The following is a 16650-nucleotide window of genomic DNA, read 5'->3' on the forward strand; positions in this document are numbered from 1 at the left end:
TTAATAAATCATTGCTTGAAGAAAGCGGCTTAATCAGCTGCTTTGCTATTAAATCATTTATATGAACACAACACTTTACGCATTAGCTATTACAGCTATTACGATCAGTTTTTTTCATACTGCATCGGGCCCAGATCATTATCTGCCATTTATTGTATTGTCCAAATCGAAAAAATGGTCGTTGGGGAAAACCATATTATGGACCATTATATGTGGGCTTGGGCATGTTTTCAGTTCGGTCATACTGGGGATTATTGGCGTTTATCTTGGATGGCAGCTCAATAAGATCAGCTGGTTGCAGGACGTGCGCGGCAATGTTTCGAGTTGGGCACTATTTATTTTTGGACTTGGATATTTGATTTACGGGATCTGGAAAATGTCAAAGAAGCATTCTCATAAGCATTTTGATGTGATGGGTGATGAGGTGTATGTGCATGAACACACGCATGGGAAAAGCACATCAGGGCATCATCACCATCATCAAAAAACGAAGGTAACGCCTTTGGTATTATTTGCAATTTTCGTCATGGGACCATCGGAACCATTGATTCCACTTTTATTTTTTTCAGGTGCTCACCGCTCAATGCCAGAGGTGATTACACTGATTAGCACCTTTACCATCACAACAGTGGCAACCATGGTTGGGATGGTCTTGTTGGGAATTTATGGTTATAATTTGCTCAACACCGAAAAACTTGATCGATATGTACACGCTATTAGTGGTGCTGTCCTGTCAATTTGCGGTGCGGGGATGTTATTTCTGGGATGGTAATTTTTTAAATAGGATATGAACAAACATCAAATCACCTTTTTTATAAGCCTAATGGCTACTACACACAGTTATGCCCAGCAACATGTAATTCAGGGAACTGTGAAAGATAAGGATAGTAAACAGAGATTAGAAGAAGTCAATATACGTTACCAACGTGGAATAAAACATAGTCATACAGCATCGAATGGTACTTTTTCCGTACAGCCGGGAATATTTCCGGATACTTTATTGTTGAGCCGGATTGGCTATCTCGATCAGGTATACATCCTAAAAGAAGTGAAGTCTCCGATTGAAATCGAGATGCAAAAAAATGAAGTGCAGTTGAGTCAAATTCAGGTGGATGCATTCAATAGCAGTAAAACATTGAGCAAAGTTGATTTAAGTAAGATTCCGGTTAATTCGGCGCAAGATCTGTTACGAAAAGTTCCTGGGCTCTTTATAGCACAGCATGCCGGTGGTGGAAAGGCTGAGCAAATATTTTTGCGTGGATTTGATAATGATCACGGTACAGATATTGCCATTACTGCAGATGGCATTCCCGTTAATATGGTCTCTCATGCGCACGGTCAAGGATACGCAGATCTCCATTTTATTATTCCAGAAACGGTAAAAGACATTGATTTTGGCAAGGGTGCTTATTATGCAGACAAAGGCGATTTGAACACATCGGGTTATGTTAATTTTACGACCTTGGATCATTTGGATCATAATCTTTTTAAGGTTGAAGGCGGTTCTTTTGATTCCTGGCGTACCGTGGCCATGCTTAATCTGCTGAATAACCATGAGCAGAATAAATATGCCTATGCCGCAGGAGAGTTCAATTATTCGAATGGTCCTTTTGACATCAAGCAAAATTTTAGTCGTGTCAATCTATTTGCGAAATATAATCAGTGGATCGATGAGAAACATTATATCAATCTCCAGGGGTCCATATTCAGTTCGGGTTGGAATGCATCGGGTCAGATTCCGGAGCGGGCTGTTCGTCAGGGACTGATTAGCCGTTGGGGTTCGATTGATTCTACAGAAGGCGGGAATACATCCCGCATGAATTTGGCGATGCAATACCGTGCGCTGATCAGTGATCAGGAAAGCTGGGAAAGCAATGTTTACTTCTCGCGCTATAACTTTCAGTTGTTTTCGGATTTTACTTTCTTTCTGAAAGACCCCATTCATGGCGATGAAATAGAGCAGGTTGATAATCGATACTTGTACGGTATCGAAAACAAATACAATCGCCAATTTCATTTTGATCATAGTCAGCTTTCTTGGACATCGGGGTTTGGGCTCCGAGTGGATGATATCAAAGATCTTCAACTGAACCATGTCTATCAGCGCGACGAATTATTGGATCGGCTTTCGCATATTTCGGGTGTAGAAATGAATCTTCATGCCTATAGCAATTTGGATTGGCGTATTGGAAAATGGACGATTAATCCTGCATTACGTGTCGATCACTTGATTTTCAACTTGCATGATAAGCTGAAAAGTGATCCTGCAGGGCAAGAGGCTTCTGCAACAAGAATCAGCCCAAAGCTGAACTTTGGATATACGTTCAATCATAGCGCCCAAATCTATTTGAAAACGGGTATGGGATTTCATTCCAACGATATCAGGGTGGTGATGGAACAACAGGGAAAAGATATTATGCCCATTTCCTTTGGTGCAGATCTTGGCTTGATCTGGAAGCCAACTGATAACCTTTTTATTCAGCCTGCTTTATGGGGGTTATACCTGCAGCAAGAATTTGTGTACGTCGGGGATGAAGCTGTTGTAGAGCCTTCAGGCAAAACGAAACGTCTGGGGGCTGATTTGAGTCTACGCTATCAAGCTACTCCATGGTTATATTTTGATGGCGACATCAATTATGCGTACGCGCGGGCAATTGACCAACCTAAAGGCGAAAACTATATCCCGCTGGTACCTTCTTTAACAAGTACAGGGGGAGTATCTGTGAAGCTACCGCTCGGCATTTCGGCCAATTTGCGCTATCGTTATATGAATACAAAACCAGCGAAAGAAGATAATTCGGTACGTGCTAAAGGTTATTTGGTCAACGATCTCCTGCTTAACTATGGCGTGGGAAAATGGAATTTTTTGTTGCAGGCCCAAAACATATTTGACACCAAATGGAATGAAGCACAGTTTGAGACCGAGACTCGATTAAGAAATGAACAACAGCCCGTTTCTGAATTGCATTTCACCCCTGGAACACCTTTTATGGTAAAAGCTGGCCTGTCCTATAAATTCTAAAGACTGGGTAAAGTGGTCGCCTTAAAATTTTCCTTTGTATCTTTAATAGGAATTATAAGTCCTTATAAATGATGTATTATGGAAAAGAGTAAGTTACGTCGAATGGATAATATGGGTATCGTGGTGGAGTCGTTGGACAACGCGATTTCGTTTTTTTCAGAACTTGGTTTACATTTGGAGGGAAGGGCACAGATTAAAGGGGAATGGGCAGGTCGAATAACAGGTCTCGGTGCTCAGCATGTGGAGATCGCCATGATGGTGACACCAGATGGGCATAGCCGATTGGAGCTTTCAAGATTTATTGATCCAGCGATAATTGCAGATCATAGAAACGCTCCGGTCAATGCCTTGGGGTATTTGCGGGCAATGTTTACCGTTGAAGATATCGATGATGTGCTGCGGCGGCTAACTGACAATCATGGAGCTGTGCTGGTCGGGGAGGTGGTACAATATGAAAATGCGTATCGTCTCTGTTATCTAAGGGGAGTAGAGGGATTATTGATTGGTTTAGCACAACCGCTGTAAGGCAATCGATATGAAGCGTTAAAAGACAGCTATAGGAATAATTACAAGGCAAGTGATAGGAATTGAATCTTTGTACGAAAAAAGAAAATTTAAGAAATTTCTATGTTTTACAAAATAAATAGGAAACTAAGACGTTATTGATACAAATACTTTTCATAAAATAGGTTAATATATGGCTAAGACCCTAGAGTTCCCCGCTCTAGGGCTTTTTTGTAATTATACGTCCGGGAAAAACGAAATTTTGTACAATCTGTCTGGATCGCGTTCTTTCCTGATCAATAAAGCGAAATTTAGCTACTTGATGAAAGCCATGAGGAGGGCCTAAGAATCTATTTCTTAGATGCTGTTTTCAGCGATGAACCCGTCGTTATCACTGGTTTTGCAATTTTGCCCAAACTGGATATAAATTAGGCAATTTTTGAACATGTGGTCATTAGTATAATCACACATAAGACGAGTAATATAATAACAGATGTGGTGTAAGGCGTTCTTCTCATAATACTTTTTTTTACTTAGTAGTTTACAAAAGCCGTGCCTTTATTTTTAGAACTTGCAGTAAGTCTGGTTGTTGTAGCTTCGTGTCTACAAGGCGTCGATATGAATAAGGAAATGATATGTTTGAAAAGGCTTTTGCCGATGTCTTGTGCATCGATTGTGGAATTAATGGATCTGGTTCCTATTGTTCGTTTGAAACGATGTTTTTTTTGATAGTCTATAGACGATGAGAATACCCAAAAGCATTACAATCGTATAGGCAATAAACGCGATGTTTTCAGACTGATGTTCGCTACCCTTTGCAACACTTTCTACCCATAACCCCGTATTATTTTTAAATCCAAACGCCCAATGGGTTAGGTTCCAGCCGAAGTGTAGTCCGATAGATAGTGCAATATTGCGGGTTCTTAGTACTGCAAGACCAAAGAGTACAGCTCCAAGTCCTGAACCCAGTACTGCCGCCTTTAGTGTAAAACCGGTAAATAAATGTTCTAAAATAAAAACAAGTACCATAATTGAGAAGGCCACAACAGTGCCGAGTTTATCTTTCAATCGCCATAAGAAATAGGTTCTAAAGACCAACTCTTCCCGACAGGCGACGAAAAAGTATAGAAGAATATGTATTGTCAGTATTTTTGGGTCGATAAATACCTGTTTTTTAAAAGATACTTCGGCAAAATTTGTTAATATTATAACCATAAGGCCGACCATAACAAAACCTAAGCATAAGCCAGCGCTAAAATTGAGCACACTCTTTTTGTTAAATCCTAACCCAATTTGAGAAAAACTAATTTTATCCCAAGCTTTAAACAGGTAAACTAAAGCCAAGCTGAGGAATGTCGCGAGGCAGAGTGAAAGTAAATCAGGCAACGCTGTCTGTTTGGTCACAGCGGCAGCGAAAGCAAACAACACCAGCGAAGCCACGTAAAATAATATTACTTTTAGGTATATGGTCTCTCTTTTCATTTTCTAACTGTTTGGTAAACGTGAATTTACACTATTTTTGAAGAAATAGTGAAGGTTATCTGAAAGAGTGGTGTGCTTTTTGTTTATAGGGGAGAAAGATTAGAGAAATAATAATATGAAGTATCCTTATTTAGGAATTAGTATGGTATGTGCGGCCCTAGCGAGCATGGCCAATTCAAAGGCTGTATTTGCCGGAGAGCAATTAGCTGTTCAACACATTGAATATGTGCAGGTAAATTCAGACTCATTGAAGGTTGAACAATTAGCAACAGCGCTGAGAAAGATGAAGCCTATCAGTTCGGCAGATTTTAAGGCAAAGTTCAAACCGGAAATCAACGGATTTAAGCTCACAGAGGTGACGGCTTTCGAGGATGCGGAGTCAGGATCTTACGCAACGGCAAACTATGTGAAGGGAGAGCAAAATATTTATTTGATGGTTACCGACGGAGCCGGTCCAGGTTCGGATCAGGTAAAGTTAAATTTGATGAACTATATCGACCTAAAATCAATTGAAGACCTAGGAACCAAAATGCAGGTTAAGCCTTACAAAGGTTGGCTGGCGTCTTTTGACTGGAGCATGTTTGAAAACGATGGTTTGACTAGCATTCAATATCTCGAATCAAATCGATTTGCAACTGTCTCTTCAGCAAATAATGTAGCAATTGAAGAATTAGAGAGTTTTTTGAATAGTTTTAGTCTATAAGAAAATTGGCAAAGTCCCGGAACCTTTAATCAAAGCCGGGACTCAGTCCATCAAACCGATTTAATCCATTCCCCGACTGCTAATAGTCGTTAAATATCTATATCTTCCGAGCCTTTCTTTCCGTAATTTCCCAGATTATCCGCTCTATAGCTGCGCTTGTTGATGCAATATTTTATTGTTTATTGCTTATTTTTCTTATATTAGGTAATAAACCAGCAAATTGTGTCTATGTTCAATCTAAATCGGAGAAAATTTATTCAAGGAGCGGGAGCAGTCTTAACTTTATCCGCTTTGCAAGTTAAAGGTCTGTCGTTTAAAGATGCGATTAAAAATTTTCGGGTCGGATTGATCGGTGCGGGTTGGTATGGGAAGAGTGATTTGTTCCGTTTAATGCAGGTTCGGGATGTTGATGTTATCGCCATATGTGATGTTGACGACAACCATTTGCAGGAGGCGGGGCGATTAACTGCTGAGCGCCAGGTTTCAAAAAAGGTTCCAAAGCTTTATAGAGATTATAGGGAGATGTTCGCTAACCATAAATTCGATCTTATCCTTATTGGCACACCGGATCACTGGCATGCAAGACAGGCTATAGACGCGATGCGTGCGGGGGCTCACCTTTATTTGCAGAAACCCATCAGTGTGGATGTACTTGAGGGCGATGCCATATGGCGCGCGGCTAGAAAATATAACCGGAAAGTGCAGGTAGGGACCCAACGGCGGAGTACGGCGCATCTCATCGACGCTAAGAAGCGGGTGGTCGATAGCGGCCTGCTTGGTAAGGTTTCGCATGTGGAGATGTGCTGCTACTATCATATGCGGAAAAATGGTAACCCGCCTACACAACAAGTTCCAGAGTTCTTAGATTATGAGTTATGGACAGGACCGGCACCTTTACGAGCTTATGATGGTTTACCGCATGGCAGCTGGTGGCGAACCTTTATGGCTTATGGAAATGGGATAACCGGCGATATGGGAATGCATATGTTTGATACGGTACGTTGGCTTTTGCAACTTAAATGGCCCAAAAGCGTGAGTGCCAAAGGCGGTATTTATGTCCAAAAAGAAGGCAAATCGACGATTGCAGATACGCAGACCGCTCTATTTGAATACGAAGATCTTAACTGTGTCTGGCAGCATAGGACATGGGGAGCAGCAACAGACCCTGAATATCCTTGGGCATTTGTTATATACGGTGACAAAGGTACTTTAAAGGGAAGTGTGATGAAATATGAGTTCATTCCCATCGGAGAAGGTGAGACTATCCGAAAGGATGTTATCTTAGAAAAAGAGACGTTTCCTAAAGATCTGGAAGAGCATCGAATAGAACTGCATACAGCTCCGGCAACGCGACGACACATGCTCGATCTTTTATCAGCAATTGAAAATAATCACCTACCTGTAGCCGATATTGAAGAAGGCTATATCTCCACCGCAAGTTGCATATTAGCCAATTTGTCGATGCAGTTGAATCGGCCCCTGATTTATGATCCTACGCAAAAAATATGTATTAATGACCCTGAAGCAACTCAATTATTGCAGAGAGGGTATCGCAGTCCATGGCAACATCCGTAATAAAAATATCAAGCGACAGATACCGGCAAATGGAAAAAACGCACCCGTCAAAATATGCCATGCATATGGACCGACTTGGCATTTATCAATATATAGAACGTTCCTTACCTAACGGCAAAGGGATCCAATAGATTAAACAAAATATGTTCAAGCTTAAAATTCTAAATTTCTACAGAATTCGAACCGTTCTTTACTCGATTAAAAGACGAGTAGACGATGAATATGAATTCGACGATAACCCATAATTATGCTAGGCTTAGAAAACCCTTGTTCTTTCTACCTATACTTCTATTAGTTCTGCTCATTCTATTTCTCTATTTTAATCATGCATTGAATGTATATGGCTATACGGTCATTCAGAAGAATAGCTTTTTCACAATAAATGCTTACCTCGGACAATATCCAAATCTTGAGTCTAATTTTACACAGTTTGGAGATTGTTTAATTAGCCTGTCACTATTGAGTGTTTTTGTATTATATGCGCCTAAATTATGGGAAGCATTGATATCAGCATCGCTAATTTCAGCTTTTTTTTCCATTGTTTTAAAAGTGGCATTTGCTGTGCCTCGACCTGCAGCGGTGTTTAATCAAACGAGTTTTTTGATTACTGGTAAGATGCTTCTTGGTAACAATAGCTTGCCTTCGGGCCATTCCATTACGATATTTACAACGCTGACCGTTATCATGTATGCTTTTATGCCGCAACGATTGAGTTATAAAATAATGTGGTTTTTTTGTTTAACATGTATTGGGTTAATGCTTGCTTTATCTCGCGTCGCGTTGGGAGCACATTATCCATTAGATGTAGTTAGTGGCTGTATTATAGGATATGTTTCGGGACTGCTCGGAATTTTTTTTAGCAGGGAATTTAAAATATGGAATTGGGTCAACGACCAACGGTATTATCCAATTTTCATTTTATTATTCCTCGTTTTCAGTATAGTATTGGTCAATAGAATAATTAATGATAATTTGCTAATATTTTATTTTACATTTATCTGCTTAATTAGTACACTTTATAAAACCATTACCGTTTATGCTAAAAAATAGCTTAAAACTAGTTCATTTTGTCCTTTTCATGAGTGTGTTGAATTTTATATTCTTCCATTTTCCATTTTATACTTTTGTTTTTAAAAATGTTGATTATAAAAGCTTTGGGGGCATTGTTCTCATCGGCAGTCTAATGGTTTTGATGCTGGTAATGAATGCTTTTGTACTTTATCTATTTTTTTCAGCCTCGCGTCGCTTCGGGAAATCGATACTTGTGTTGTTCTTTCTTATCAATTCAGTAGCCGTTTATTTTGTAAATACCTATAGCGTTATTTTGGATGAAACCATGATCGGCAATATCTTGAATACCCGTTATTCCGAGTCCAGCGGTTTCTTTTCCCTGAAATTGATCGTTTATCTCGTTTTTCTCGGTATTATTCCCAGTATCTTCATTATTAAAGCAAAAATAATAAAGGATAAACCAAAGAAGTTCTTTATCACTTCGTCACTTTCGCTATTATTTATCGTTATTTTAATATTCGCCAATGCGACTAATTGGTTATGGATCGACAAGAATTCGAAGACTTTGGGCGCACTTGCCATGCCGTGGTCTTATACCGTCAATATTTCGCGTTTTTACATTCACGAACATCAAAAAAATAAAAAAGAGATTTTATTGCCAGATGCGAAGATAACTGACCACAAAAAGACAGTGGTTGTCCTTGTTATTGGTGAATCTGCTCGAAGGGATAACTTTTCCTTATATGGCTATCAAAAGAATACAAATCCGCTACTTTCCAAAACACCCAATCTTTATCATTTTGACGCAACTTCTTGCTCCACCTATACGACAGCAGGAGTAAAATGTATATTGGAGCATAAAAATACAGATGATTTGTACGAAATCCTGCCGAACTATCTCTATAGAAATGATGTCGATGTGATCTGGCGAACAAGTAATTGGGGGGAGCCACCTGTACATATTAAAGAATATGAAACAAATGATCAACTTGCCACAAATTGTAAGGGTGAAGGATGTGCTTACGATGAGGTACTTTTAACAGGTCTAAAGGAGCGAATATCCTCCAGTAAAAAAGATAAAATTTTTGTTGTGCTCCACACAAGTACAAGCCATGGGCCAACATATAGCAAAAAATATCCCGCTCAATTCGAGCTGTTTAAACCTGTATGCAATAGTGTTGAACTCGGGAACTGTTCTAAAGAAGAGTTGATCAATGCTTATGATAACACCGTTGTTTATACAGATTATATTTTACATAATCTGATTGAGGATCTAAAACAATTGAAGGAATATAATAGTGCCATGTTGTTCGTCTCGGACCATGGCGAATCGCTGGGTGAAAATAACCTTTATATGCACGGATTGCCGATGAGCATTGCACCAAAAGAGCAATACGAGATTCCCTTTATTGTTTGGGTTTCTGATCATTCAAAACAGTTGAAACCAAATAAAACGTTGACCCAAAATCACGTATTTCACAGTGTGTTGAAATTTCTGGATATGAAAAGCCCTATTTATGATGAAAATATGGATATTTTCGAATAGACAGGATTGCGGGTACAGTTTGGTCTAAAACGGATGGACTATGGCCAATCAGATCAATACCGGATGGTGGATAGGTTATGTTGAGCAAAAAGAAAAGATTTATTTCTTTGCAACGCGGCTTATTCAGGACCGCAAGTTCAATCGTCCTGATTTCTCGCGCTGCCGCAAAGAGATACGCGGAAAGTCTTTAAGGAGCTAAAAATTTTGCCCTAAACCTTAGGGCATTAGATATCAATCATCAAATTTTACCAGGACAATAGACAGATGGAAAATTTTAATCGAAAGAAGCATTGGGAAGACATATACGAAAACAAGCCGCTGGAATCAGTGAGCTGGTACCAGCCCAATCCAAAAGCATCGCTACATTTTGTAGAGCAAGCTAACCTTCCAAAAAAGGCGAAAATCATCGATATAGGTGGTGGTGACAGTTTCCTGGTTGATTTCTTGCTGAAAGCAGGATTTGAAGATATTACTGTATTGGATATATCCAACGCTGCAATTGAACGAGCGAAGAAGCGATTAGGGGATGAGGCGACTAAAGTCAAATGGATTGTTTCGGATATCTTGGATTTCGTTCCCGACGCAACTTATGATTTTTGGCATGATCGGGCCACCTTTCATTTTTTGACTGTTCGCCAGGAGATTGATCGTTACATCAAAATCGCAGATCAATCAATTGCGTTGGGAGGTATTTTAGTCGTTGGAACTTTTTCTGAACAGGGGCCAAAGAAATGTAGTGGCATTACTATTAAACAGTATTCAGCACAATCAATAAGCGATTTATTCCAGACATGTTTTAGGAAAATTGAATGTATGACTATTGACCATATAACACCCTTCGACACGAAACAGCATTTTGTGTTTTGCAGTTTTCGTAAATAGCTGTCATAGCTGGGGCGAACGCATTTCGTACAAATAGCGCATCGGTGTGTGGCTCGAATCTGCCCCTTTGTGCTAATTTTTATTGGAATTTTCCAATAAAAGTTCTCCCCAGGCATTTAATTTCCAGAGTACTTCCACTAAACTTTTCCCTAAGGGTGTCAATGAATACTCCACTCTGGGAGGAAGCTCATGGAAAGATTGTTTACTTAAAATACCATCATTGACCATTTCGGCCAATTGTTGGTTTAGCACCCGTCTATCAACTGTTGCAATACCACGAAGCATTTCACTTGGGCGTTTTTCCCCTTCATTGATACGCCAGACAATCGGAATTTTCCATTTCCCGCTAATCGCATTGACGGCAAATTCCAATGGACATATTTTTTGTTTTATTGCTTTCTCTGTTATACTCATAAAATTGACTTTTTTGCCCCATAGGGATAATAATATGCGGTATTGTGATTGTGCATTTACTTTTAAAACTTTGCAGAAATAACGTACAGCATCATGAAAAATTTAGAACACAAAATTGCTAAATTAAATGCGAATTTAGCTAATCTTCGTCTTGAAATAAAGGAAATATTTGGCAGATCCATTCAGGATCTTCAGTCTGGCGATCTAATCGAAAAGAGCCTGCAGATAGGGGACAAGGTCCCGAATTTTAGTTTGATGAATTCGCTGCATAGCAAAATTGAGCTCGGAAAACTTCTGGAGAATGGAACGGTTAGCGTGGCCTTTTTCCGCGGCAACTGGTGTCCTTACTGTAATCCCGAGCTAAGACTAATATTGATGCGTTAATCATACAGCTATGAGCAAAGTACAACGTAAAGGGGTAAGGCGGACAGCTGATATTTCAATAGACTGCCTAGCCAGTCTGAACCGCGGTGAAATTGAAACTGCAAATCTTGTAGAGTGGCTAGCTGTTGACCAACGGCTTTTACTTGCGCACATTCTTCAGCAGAATGCGCGCATTCACTACTTAAAGCCAATCTTGTTGCTTTTGGAGCAGTTACAGAAACCGACGGTAAATTCCATCAATGAAACGATCGGACGTGCGCTGTTCGACATGATCACACAAAATCGTGATAATACCTTCCTGACAATATTATTCAATCATCCTGCAGATCTCGTGCGTTGCTGGGCGACCTACGCGATTGGAAATGATAAACAGCTTGAAATTGAGGAACTGCTTTCATCAATACGTCCTTTTGCTGCAGATACACATTTTGGTGTACGAGAAATCAGCTGGATGGCCATCCGTAATAGGATAGCTTTTGATTTGGACAGGAGCATTACCTATCTGAGCCTATGGGCGATAGAGAAGGATGAAAATGTGAGGCGTTTTGCTACGGAGTCAACCCGACCGAGGGGCGTATGGTGTAAGCACATCGATCGGTTGAAGCAGGAACCAAGTCTAGCCTTGCCTATTTTAGAACCGCTAAAATCCGATCCTTCAAAATATGTTCGGGATAGCGTCGCAAATTGGCTGAATGACGCAAGCAAAAGCCAACCTGGTTTTGTTAGAGCACTTTGTCATCGTTGGGAAGAAGAAAGTAATACCAAGGAAACACACTACATTATTCGAAAAGCATTACGCACAATTTCGAAGTAAAAATTACCGGTATCAGTATTCTGTTTTTTGCGTCTTTCTAATTCATATTTAATTTTTTATGCAGTAGTTTATTTAGAATTATTAAAAATAATTTGAAATACTGTGTTAAAATACGTTACATTTGCATCTGTTTAGAATCATTTTAAATAGATGTGCCTTTTTGTGCGCTTTTATTCTCACTTATGAAAAAGCTCTATTGGACTAGTTTTATTTTATTTTACACAATTGCAGTTGCGCATGCACAGTCGATATACATCCGGGGAAAGATCACTGATGGTAATAAGAAAGTCCTATTGGGAAGTACCGTTATTTTGGATCAGTTAGGATTCTCCAGTATGAGCGATGGGCGTGGTGAATATCGTTTAACCATCCCTAAAGAGCAGTATGGCAAACTTGTTACGCTATCGGTTTCCTACATTGGTAAGAAAAAGGTTGAAAGGACAGTCCTGTTAGATTCGATGCAAAAGATTGAAAATTTTTTGTTGCAAGATATGAGTCTTGCTCTTGAAGAAGTTGGGGTACAGGCGAAGAGAGGGGAGTTGAGCAACTCATCACTCGTATTTGATCGCGAAATGATTGAACGTTATCCGGCGCTAAGTTTAAACGATCTGCTGAACCGATTGCCAAACCGGAAGAATACAGCCCCTTCTGTGCAGGAGATGCAAAATCTGACGCTGAGAGGTGCTTTTAGTGAGACTACAGGACGATCGCGAGACGCGAATGAACTGAATAACTCCTTTGGTGTCGCTATCATAATGGATGACATGGTTTTGGGTAACAATGGTAATATGCAAGGGCGGAACGCTGGAATATTTGGCATGTCTTCCGCAACGAATGCAATTAGACCTTCAGATTATGGTTTAACCGGTCGACCGACAACGGGAAAATTCTATTCTGGAGAAAATGTGTTTAGCGGTCTGGATCTGCGTCAGATTCCGATAGAAAATATCGAACATTTGGAAGTTATTTCTGGCGTAGCACCGGCACGCTATGGCGATTTATCAAATGGTGCCGTTATTATCGAAAGGCAGGCTGGCAAGACTCCGGCTTTTTTTAGGCTTCAAGTGCGGAGCAATGCAACTTCATATGGTCTGTCTAAGGGAATGCAGCTCGGAAAAAAGCTTGGGACAATTAATGTGGATTTAGGTTATGTGCAGTCTTACGCAGACAATAGAGATAAGCTGAAACAATACGACCGCGTAAACGGAACTTTGATATGGACAAACTATTTTGGCGCAGATAAGCGTCTGAAACAAACCTTCTCAGGCTCTTACAATAAAGTTATTGATCAGGTCCGAAAAGATCCAGATGACCCACTCTCGAATGCCATTTCTTTTGGCGGCCGGGGTTGGAATGCTGCTAGCCGAACCAGTTACAAATTGGACCATAAATTCCTTAAAAGCATTAGTCTCAATGCAGGAATAAGTTCAACACTGCAGAAAACCTATCGGGAGTATTACTATAATGGTGCAGTCGTGCTTTATACCGATTCTGTGCAAACTGGAATTGTAGAAGGACAATATGCACCTGGTCAGTATACTGCGCTAGATCATGTGGATAATAGACCATTGAATTTAAATGCCCGATTGGAAGGAAATGCCATCGCAATTACCGGCGATATTATCCACAAAATAAACTTTGGAAGTAACTATAGTTATGACATCAACCGTGGAAAGGGGCGAATTGCAGATCCTTCTATTCCCAAAAAGGATCTTGGAGCGAGATCGGATAGGTATTATGATTTTTCATTAACAAACGCTTTGCAAAACCTGGGCTTGTATGCGGAGGATGCTATGCGGACAAAAGTATGGGGAAGGGATCTTAGCATGCGGGCGGGCGTTCGCTGGGATCTTATGAATGGTCACTCTTCCATCTCTCCAAGAACCAACATCAATTATTCACTTTCTAAATCAACTCAGATTGGGCTAGCATACGGCTTATCCTTCAAATCTCCTGGATTAGCACAACTATATCCCGGGCCTACTTTTGATGAAATTATATTGCTCAACTCTTATAATGGTAAGGTTGACGAAAGTATGGCATTGATTTACTTGCGGCGTTATGAAAAAGATAATAGCAATCTCAAAAGTAGTGTAGGGCAAACGCTGGAATCATCGTTTTCATGGCATAAGAATGGGCATCAGCTACGTACGAATCTTTTCTATAAAAAAAATACGCGCGGAATCAACACGGTTACGGCTGATCAACTCATTGACTTGCCTACCTATTCGGCTACTGCGGTGCCCGGGGGTAAACCAATAGTTGAACAGACGGGGACGAGAAGCTATTTAATGTCCAATCTGTACTTTGCCAATAGTAATAAATCGTCCAATATTGGTGCGGAAGTCATGTATTCTACACCTAGAATTCAACAGATTATGACAACTTTCTCCGCTACTGCCGCATTTACCCTAGCCAATTCTAGTTCCAGTGCGCTGAGCCGTTTGAATTTTAATGCCGAAAAGACAGCGTTAGATGACGTTATCCTTGGATTTTTTCCGTCCAAATCTACCAAGAACTATTTAAGTCGAGCGCAGTTACGAAGTTCAACTCATTTTCCGGCTTTGCGTTTGATTATTGAACTGAGTGCAGACTGTGAATTATTAAACTACAATAAATCTAATTACCGAGATATTATTCCTGTAGGATATTATACACGTGATTATACGTATCATACCATTGATCAATTTGATATAAACAATCCGAAGCATCTCGAATTATACACAGCAAGGAAAAATGAAGCTGACTTGGTAAATATTGAAAACAACTACGTCTACTGGAACTTTGGTCTCAATATGGCCAAGGAAATAGGCAAGAATATTTACCTGTCATTTAACGTCTATAATTTTCTGGATTACCAACCGCGCTTTTATAGGGAAGGAGCTTCTTCAGTGCAAGCCCCAAATTCATCTCCCAACTATGGCGCCCAACTGACTTATAAATTTTAACATAAAAACTAAACACAATGAAAACTCGTTACTTAATTCCTTTTCTCTTTTTACCTTTTATCTCCTGTAAAAAAGATAATACACCCGGTGTACAACCGCTGGATATTAAGCTGAATTTAAAATATGCTTCTGAAAATTTTAATACCAAGTTGGACTTAAGCAAGGTTATTGTTAAGATAACCAATCTGGCAACAAAAACCAGTGCTACATATTCTTCGTCCCAAGGTGTGGTCAACCTGACTTCTATTATACCGGGTGAATATGATATTGATGCTTCTATTTCGATACCCAAAGCGCAATACAACAGTTTGACAGGAGAATCAAGTATTGAAGACGTGACATTCAATGCTTCGCTGAAAAAAATCAGTTTAACCAGTTCTACGACTTTGGATATGGAATTGGTTGCAGGTCTATTGGGCGACTTTGTCATCAAGCAGATTTACTATGCGGGTTCTGATAATAAAGAAGGAGCGGTATTCAGGGATCAGTTTTTTGAAGTTTACAATAATACAGAACGTGTTTTATATGCCGATAGTCTTTACTTTGGCCGGTTATGGGGAAGGCAATCTCCGACCAGTCAATCCGATTACTATCAATCCAATGGCCAATTGGATTGGAGTAAATCTTCAGGAATGGGCGGCTACGAATCAGAAAATACAGACTATGTTTACTTAAGAGATTTATTTATGATTCCTGGCAATGGAAAGACCTATCCAGTGGAACCTGGTAAAAGCATTGTAATTGCGCAAAATGCTCTAAACCATAAAGCACCGTTTGTTGGTAATAATGGAAAAGAAGTAGCCATCAAGAATCCGGATCTTACAGTAGATCTGAGTAAAGCTAATTTTGAGGTTTATTTTGGAGATATCCCTGGCAAAACTCCTTTTGCAACAGATATTGACAATCCGGCTGTTCCCAATGTGGAGATATTGGATTATACGGGGAATGACTGGATATTGGATAATTTAGGGCGGGATGCTTATGTTATTTTTAAGCACGCGAATCGTTCAGATGTGGAGAATTTGAAGAGCTATGCGGAACCGTCCATCAGTGTTCCGACTTCCACCGCAAAAAAATACAGACAGTTACCTGTCGGTTGGATTATGGATGCCATAGAAGTACAGCCAAACACCAAGGACGCGAGAATTCCTAAAAAATTGACGGCGTCACAGGATGCAGGTTTTACTTTCGCACCATTAGGTGGCTATTCATCGCAATCTGTAATTCGCAAAACCGAAAAAACGAACAATGGAGTTCGTAAATTAAAAGATACAAATAATTCCACAGAAGATTTTATCGCGATAAAAGCAAATCCATTTGGATTTGGTGATTAATGAAAAACGGTTATTCCCAATACCAGCTTTT

At 39.9% G+C, this 16650-nt stretch carries 14 protein-coding genes and 1 pseudogene; 13 read left to right on the top strand and 2 right to left on the bottom strand.

Annotated elements, in window-relative coordinates; genetic code table 11:
- The first annotated feature begins 61 nt into the window (after positions 1-61).
- The 3 genes from B3600_RS00950 to B3600_RS00960 all read left to right on the top strand — a co-directional run bounded on the left by B3600_RS00950 (position 62) and on the right by B3600_RS00960 (position 3547).
- A complete protein-coding gene (locus tag B3600_RS00950) occupies positions 62-772 on the top strand; it encodes a membrane protein (protein WP_046676263.1) in 711 nt (236 codons plus the stop codon).
- Positions 773-787: 15 nt separating this feature from the next.
- Entirely contained in the window at positions 788-3022 is a 2235-nt protein-coding gene (locus tag B3600_RS00955) for a TonB-dependent receptor (RefSeq protein ID WP_286751788.1), read from the top strand.
- 78 nt (positions 3023-3100) lie between these two features.
- A complete protein-coding gene (locus B3600_RS00960) occupies positions 3101-3547 on the top strand; it encodes a VOC family protein (RefSeq protein ID WP_286751789.1) in 447 nt (148 codons plus the stop codon).
- 660 nt (positions 3548-4207) lie between these two features.
- Here the strand turns inward: B3600_RS00960 and B3600_RS00965 are convergent.
- Positions 4208-5008 (bottom strand): CPBP family intramembrane glutamic endopeptidase, encoded by an 801-nt coding sequence (locus B3600_RS00965; protein ID WP_112374703.1) that lies wholly within the window; start codon positions 5006-5008, stop codon positions 4208-4210.
- 115 nt (positions 5009-5123) lie between these two features.
- Between B3600_RS00965 and B3600_RS00970 the strand changes: the two genes are divergently transcribed.
- From B3600_RS00970 to B3600_RS00995, 6 genes and pseudogenes are all read left to right on the top strand, one after another.
- A complete protein-coding gene (locus B3600_RS00970) occupies positions 5124-5711 on the top strand; it encodes a hypothetical protein (protein ID WP_070560823.1) in 588 nt (195 codons plus the stop codon).
- Positions 5712-5939: 228 nt separating this feature from the next.
- A complete protein-coding gene (locus B3600_RS00975; protein ID WP_286751790.1) occupies positions 5940-7286 on the top strand; it encodes a Gfo/Idh/MocA family protein in 1347 nt (448 codons plus the stop codon).
- A 222-nt stretch (positions 7287-7508) separates the two neighbouring features.
- Positions 7509-8336, top strand: a complete 828-nt coding sequence (locus tag B3600_RS00980) for a phosphatase PAP2 family protein (RefSeq protein ID WP_201303617.1) — start codon at positions 7509-7511, stop codon at positions 8334-8336.
- Entirely contained in the window at positions 8323-9843 is a 1521-nt protein-coding gene (eptA, locus tag B3600_RS00985) for a phosphoethanolamine--lipid A transferase EptA (protein WP_159332925.1), read from the top strand. Before B3600_RS00980 ends, eptA begins: the two co-directional genes overlap by 14 nt.
- A gap of 31 nt (positions 9844-9874) precedes the next feature.
- Positions 9875-10056, top strand: a pseudogene (locus B3600_RS00990) (class D beta-lactamase); the annotation flags it as partial.
- Positions 10057-10107: 51 nt separating this feature from the next.
- The gene (locus tag B3600_RS00995; protein WP_286751791.1) at positions 10108-10725 is read left to right on the top strand and encodes a class I SAM-dependent methyltransferase; all 618 of its coding nucleotides are present in this window, start codon (positions 10108-10110) and stop codon (positions 10723-10725) included.
- A gap of 72 nt (positions 10726-10797) precedes the next feature.
- Here B3600_RS00995 and B3600_RS01000 read toward each other — a convergent pair whose 3' ends face one another.
- Entirely contained in the window at positions 10798-11139 is a 342-nt protein-coding gene (locus B3600_RS01000) for a winged helix-turn-helix transcriptional regulator (protein WP_070560815.1), read from the bottom strand.
- Between the two features lie 93 nt (positions 11140-11232).
- On the opposite strand from B3600_RS01000, the gene B3600_RS01005 reads away from it, so the two are divergent.
- The 4 genes from B3600_RS01005 to B3600_RS01020 all read left to right on the top strand — a co-directional run bounded on the left by B3600_RS01005 (position 11233) and on the right by B3600_RS01020 (position 16619).
- Positions 11233-11523, top strand: a complete 291-nt coding sequence (locus B3600_RS01005) for a redoxin family protein (protein ID WP_070560814.1) — start codon at positions 11233-11235, stop codon at positions 11521-11523.
- 10 nt (positions 11524-11533) lie between these two features.
- Positions 11534-12337 carry a DNA alkylation repair protein gene (locus B3600_RS01010; protein ID WP_159332927.1) on the top strand — a complete coding sequence of 268 codons (804 nt, stop codon included), beginning with the start codon at positions 11534-11536 and terminating at the stop codon, positions 12335-12337.
- 182 nt (positions 12338-12519) lie between these two features.
- Complete coding sequence (locus B3600_RS01015) at positions 12520-15285, top strand: TonB-dependent receptor (protein WP_286751792.1); 2766 nt, start codon at positions 12520-12522, stop codon at positions 15283-15285.
- A gap of 17 nt (positions 15286-15302) precedes the next feature.
- Positions 15303-16619 carry a DUF4876 domain-containing protein gene (locus B3600_RS01020; protein WP_286751793.1) on the top strand — a complete coding sequence of 439 codons (1317 nt, stop codon included), beginning with the start codon at positions 15303-15305 and terminating at the stop codon, positions 16617-16619.
- Positions 16620-16650: the final 31 nt, after the last annotated feature.

Source organism: Sphingobacterium sp. UBA2480 (assembly GCF_002341965.1).
GTDB lineage: Bacteria > Bacteroidota > Bacteroidia > Sphingobacteriales > Sphingobacteriaceae > Sphingobacterium > Sphingobacterium multivorum.

Coding starts and splice junctions, on each gene's coding strand:
- B3600_RS00970 (WP_070560823.1), top strand. CDS start 5,124: ATGAAGTATCCTTATTTAGGAATTAGTATGGTATGTGCGGCCCTAGCG.
- B3600_RS00995 (WP_286751791.1), top strand. CDS start 10,108: ATGGAAAATTTTAATCGAAAGAAGCATTGGGAAGACATATACGAAAAC.
- B3600_RS00965 (WP_112374703.1), bottom strand. CDS start 5,008: ATGAAAAGAGAGACCATATACCTAAAAGTAATATTATTTTACGTGGCT.
- B3600_RS00975 (WP_286751790.1), top strand. CDS start 5,940: ATGTTCAATCTAAATCGGAGAAAATTTATTCAAGGAGCGGGAGCAGTC.
- B3600_RS01010 (WP_159332927.1), top strand. CDS start 11,534: ATGAGCAAAGTACAACGTAAAGGGGTAAGGCGGACAGCTGATATTTCA.
- eptA (WP_159332925.1), top strand. CDS start 8,323: ATGCTAAAAAATAGCTTAAAACTAGTTCATTTTGTCCTTTTCATGAGT.
- B3600_RS00955 (WP_286751788.1), top strand. CDS start 788: ATGAACAAACATCAAATCACCTTTTTTATAAGCCTAATGGCTACTACA.
- B3600_RS01000 (WP_070560815.1), bottom strand. CDS start 11,139: ATGAGTATAACAGAGAAAGCAATAAAACAAAAAATATGTCCATTGGAA.
- B3600_RS00950 (WP_046676263.1), top strand. CDS start 62: ATGAACACAACACTTTACGCATTAGCTATTACAGCTATTACGATCAGT.
- B3600_RS00960 (WP_286751789.1), top strand. CDS start 3,101: ATGGAAAAGAGTAAGTTACGTCGAATGGATAATATGGGTATCGTGGTG.
- B3600_RS00980 (WP_201303617.1), top strand. CDS start 7,509: ATGAATTCGACGATAACCCATAATTATGCTAGGCTTAGAAAACCCTTG.
- B3600_RS01015 (WP_286751792.1), top strand. CDS start 12,520: ATGAAAAAGCTCTATTGGACTAGTTTTATTTTATTTTACACAATTGCA.
- B3600_RS01005 (WP_070560814.1), top strand. CDS start 11,233: ATGAAAAATTTAGAACACAAAATTGCTAAATTAAATGCGAATTTAGCT.
- B3600_RS01020 (WP_286751793.1), top strand. CDS start 15,303: ATGAAAACTCGTTACTTAATTCCTTTTCTCTTTTTACCTTTTATCTCC.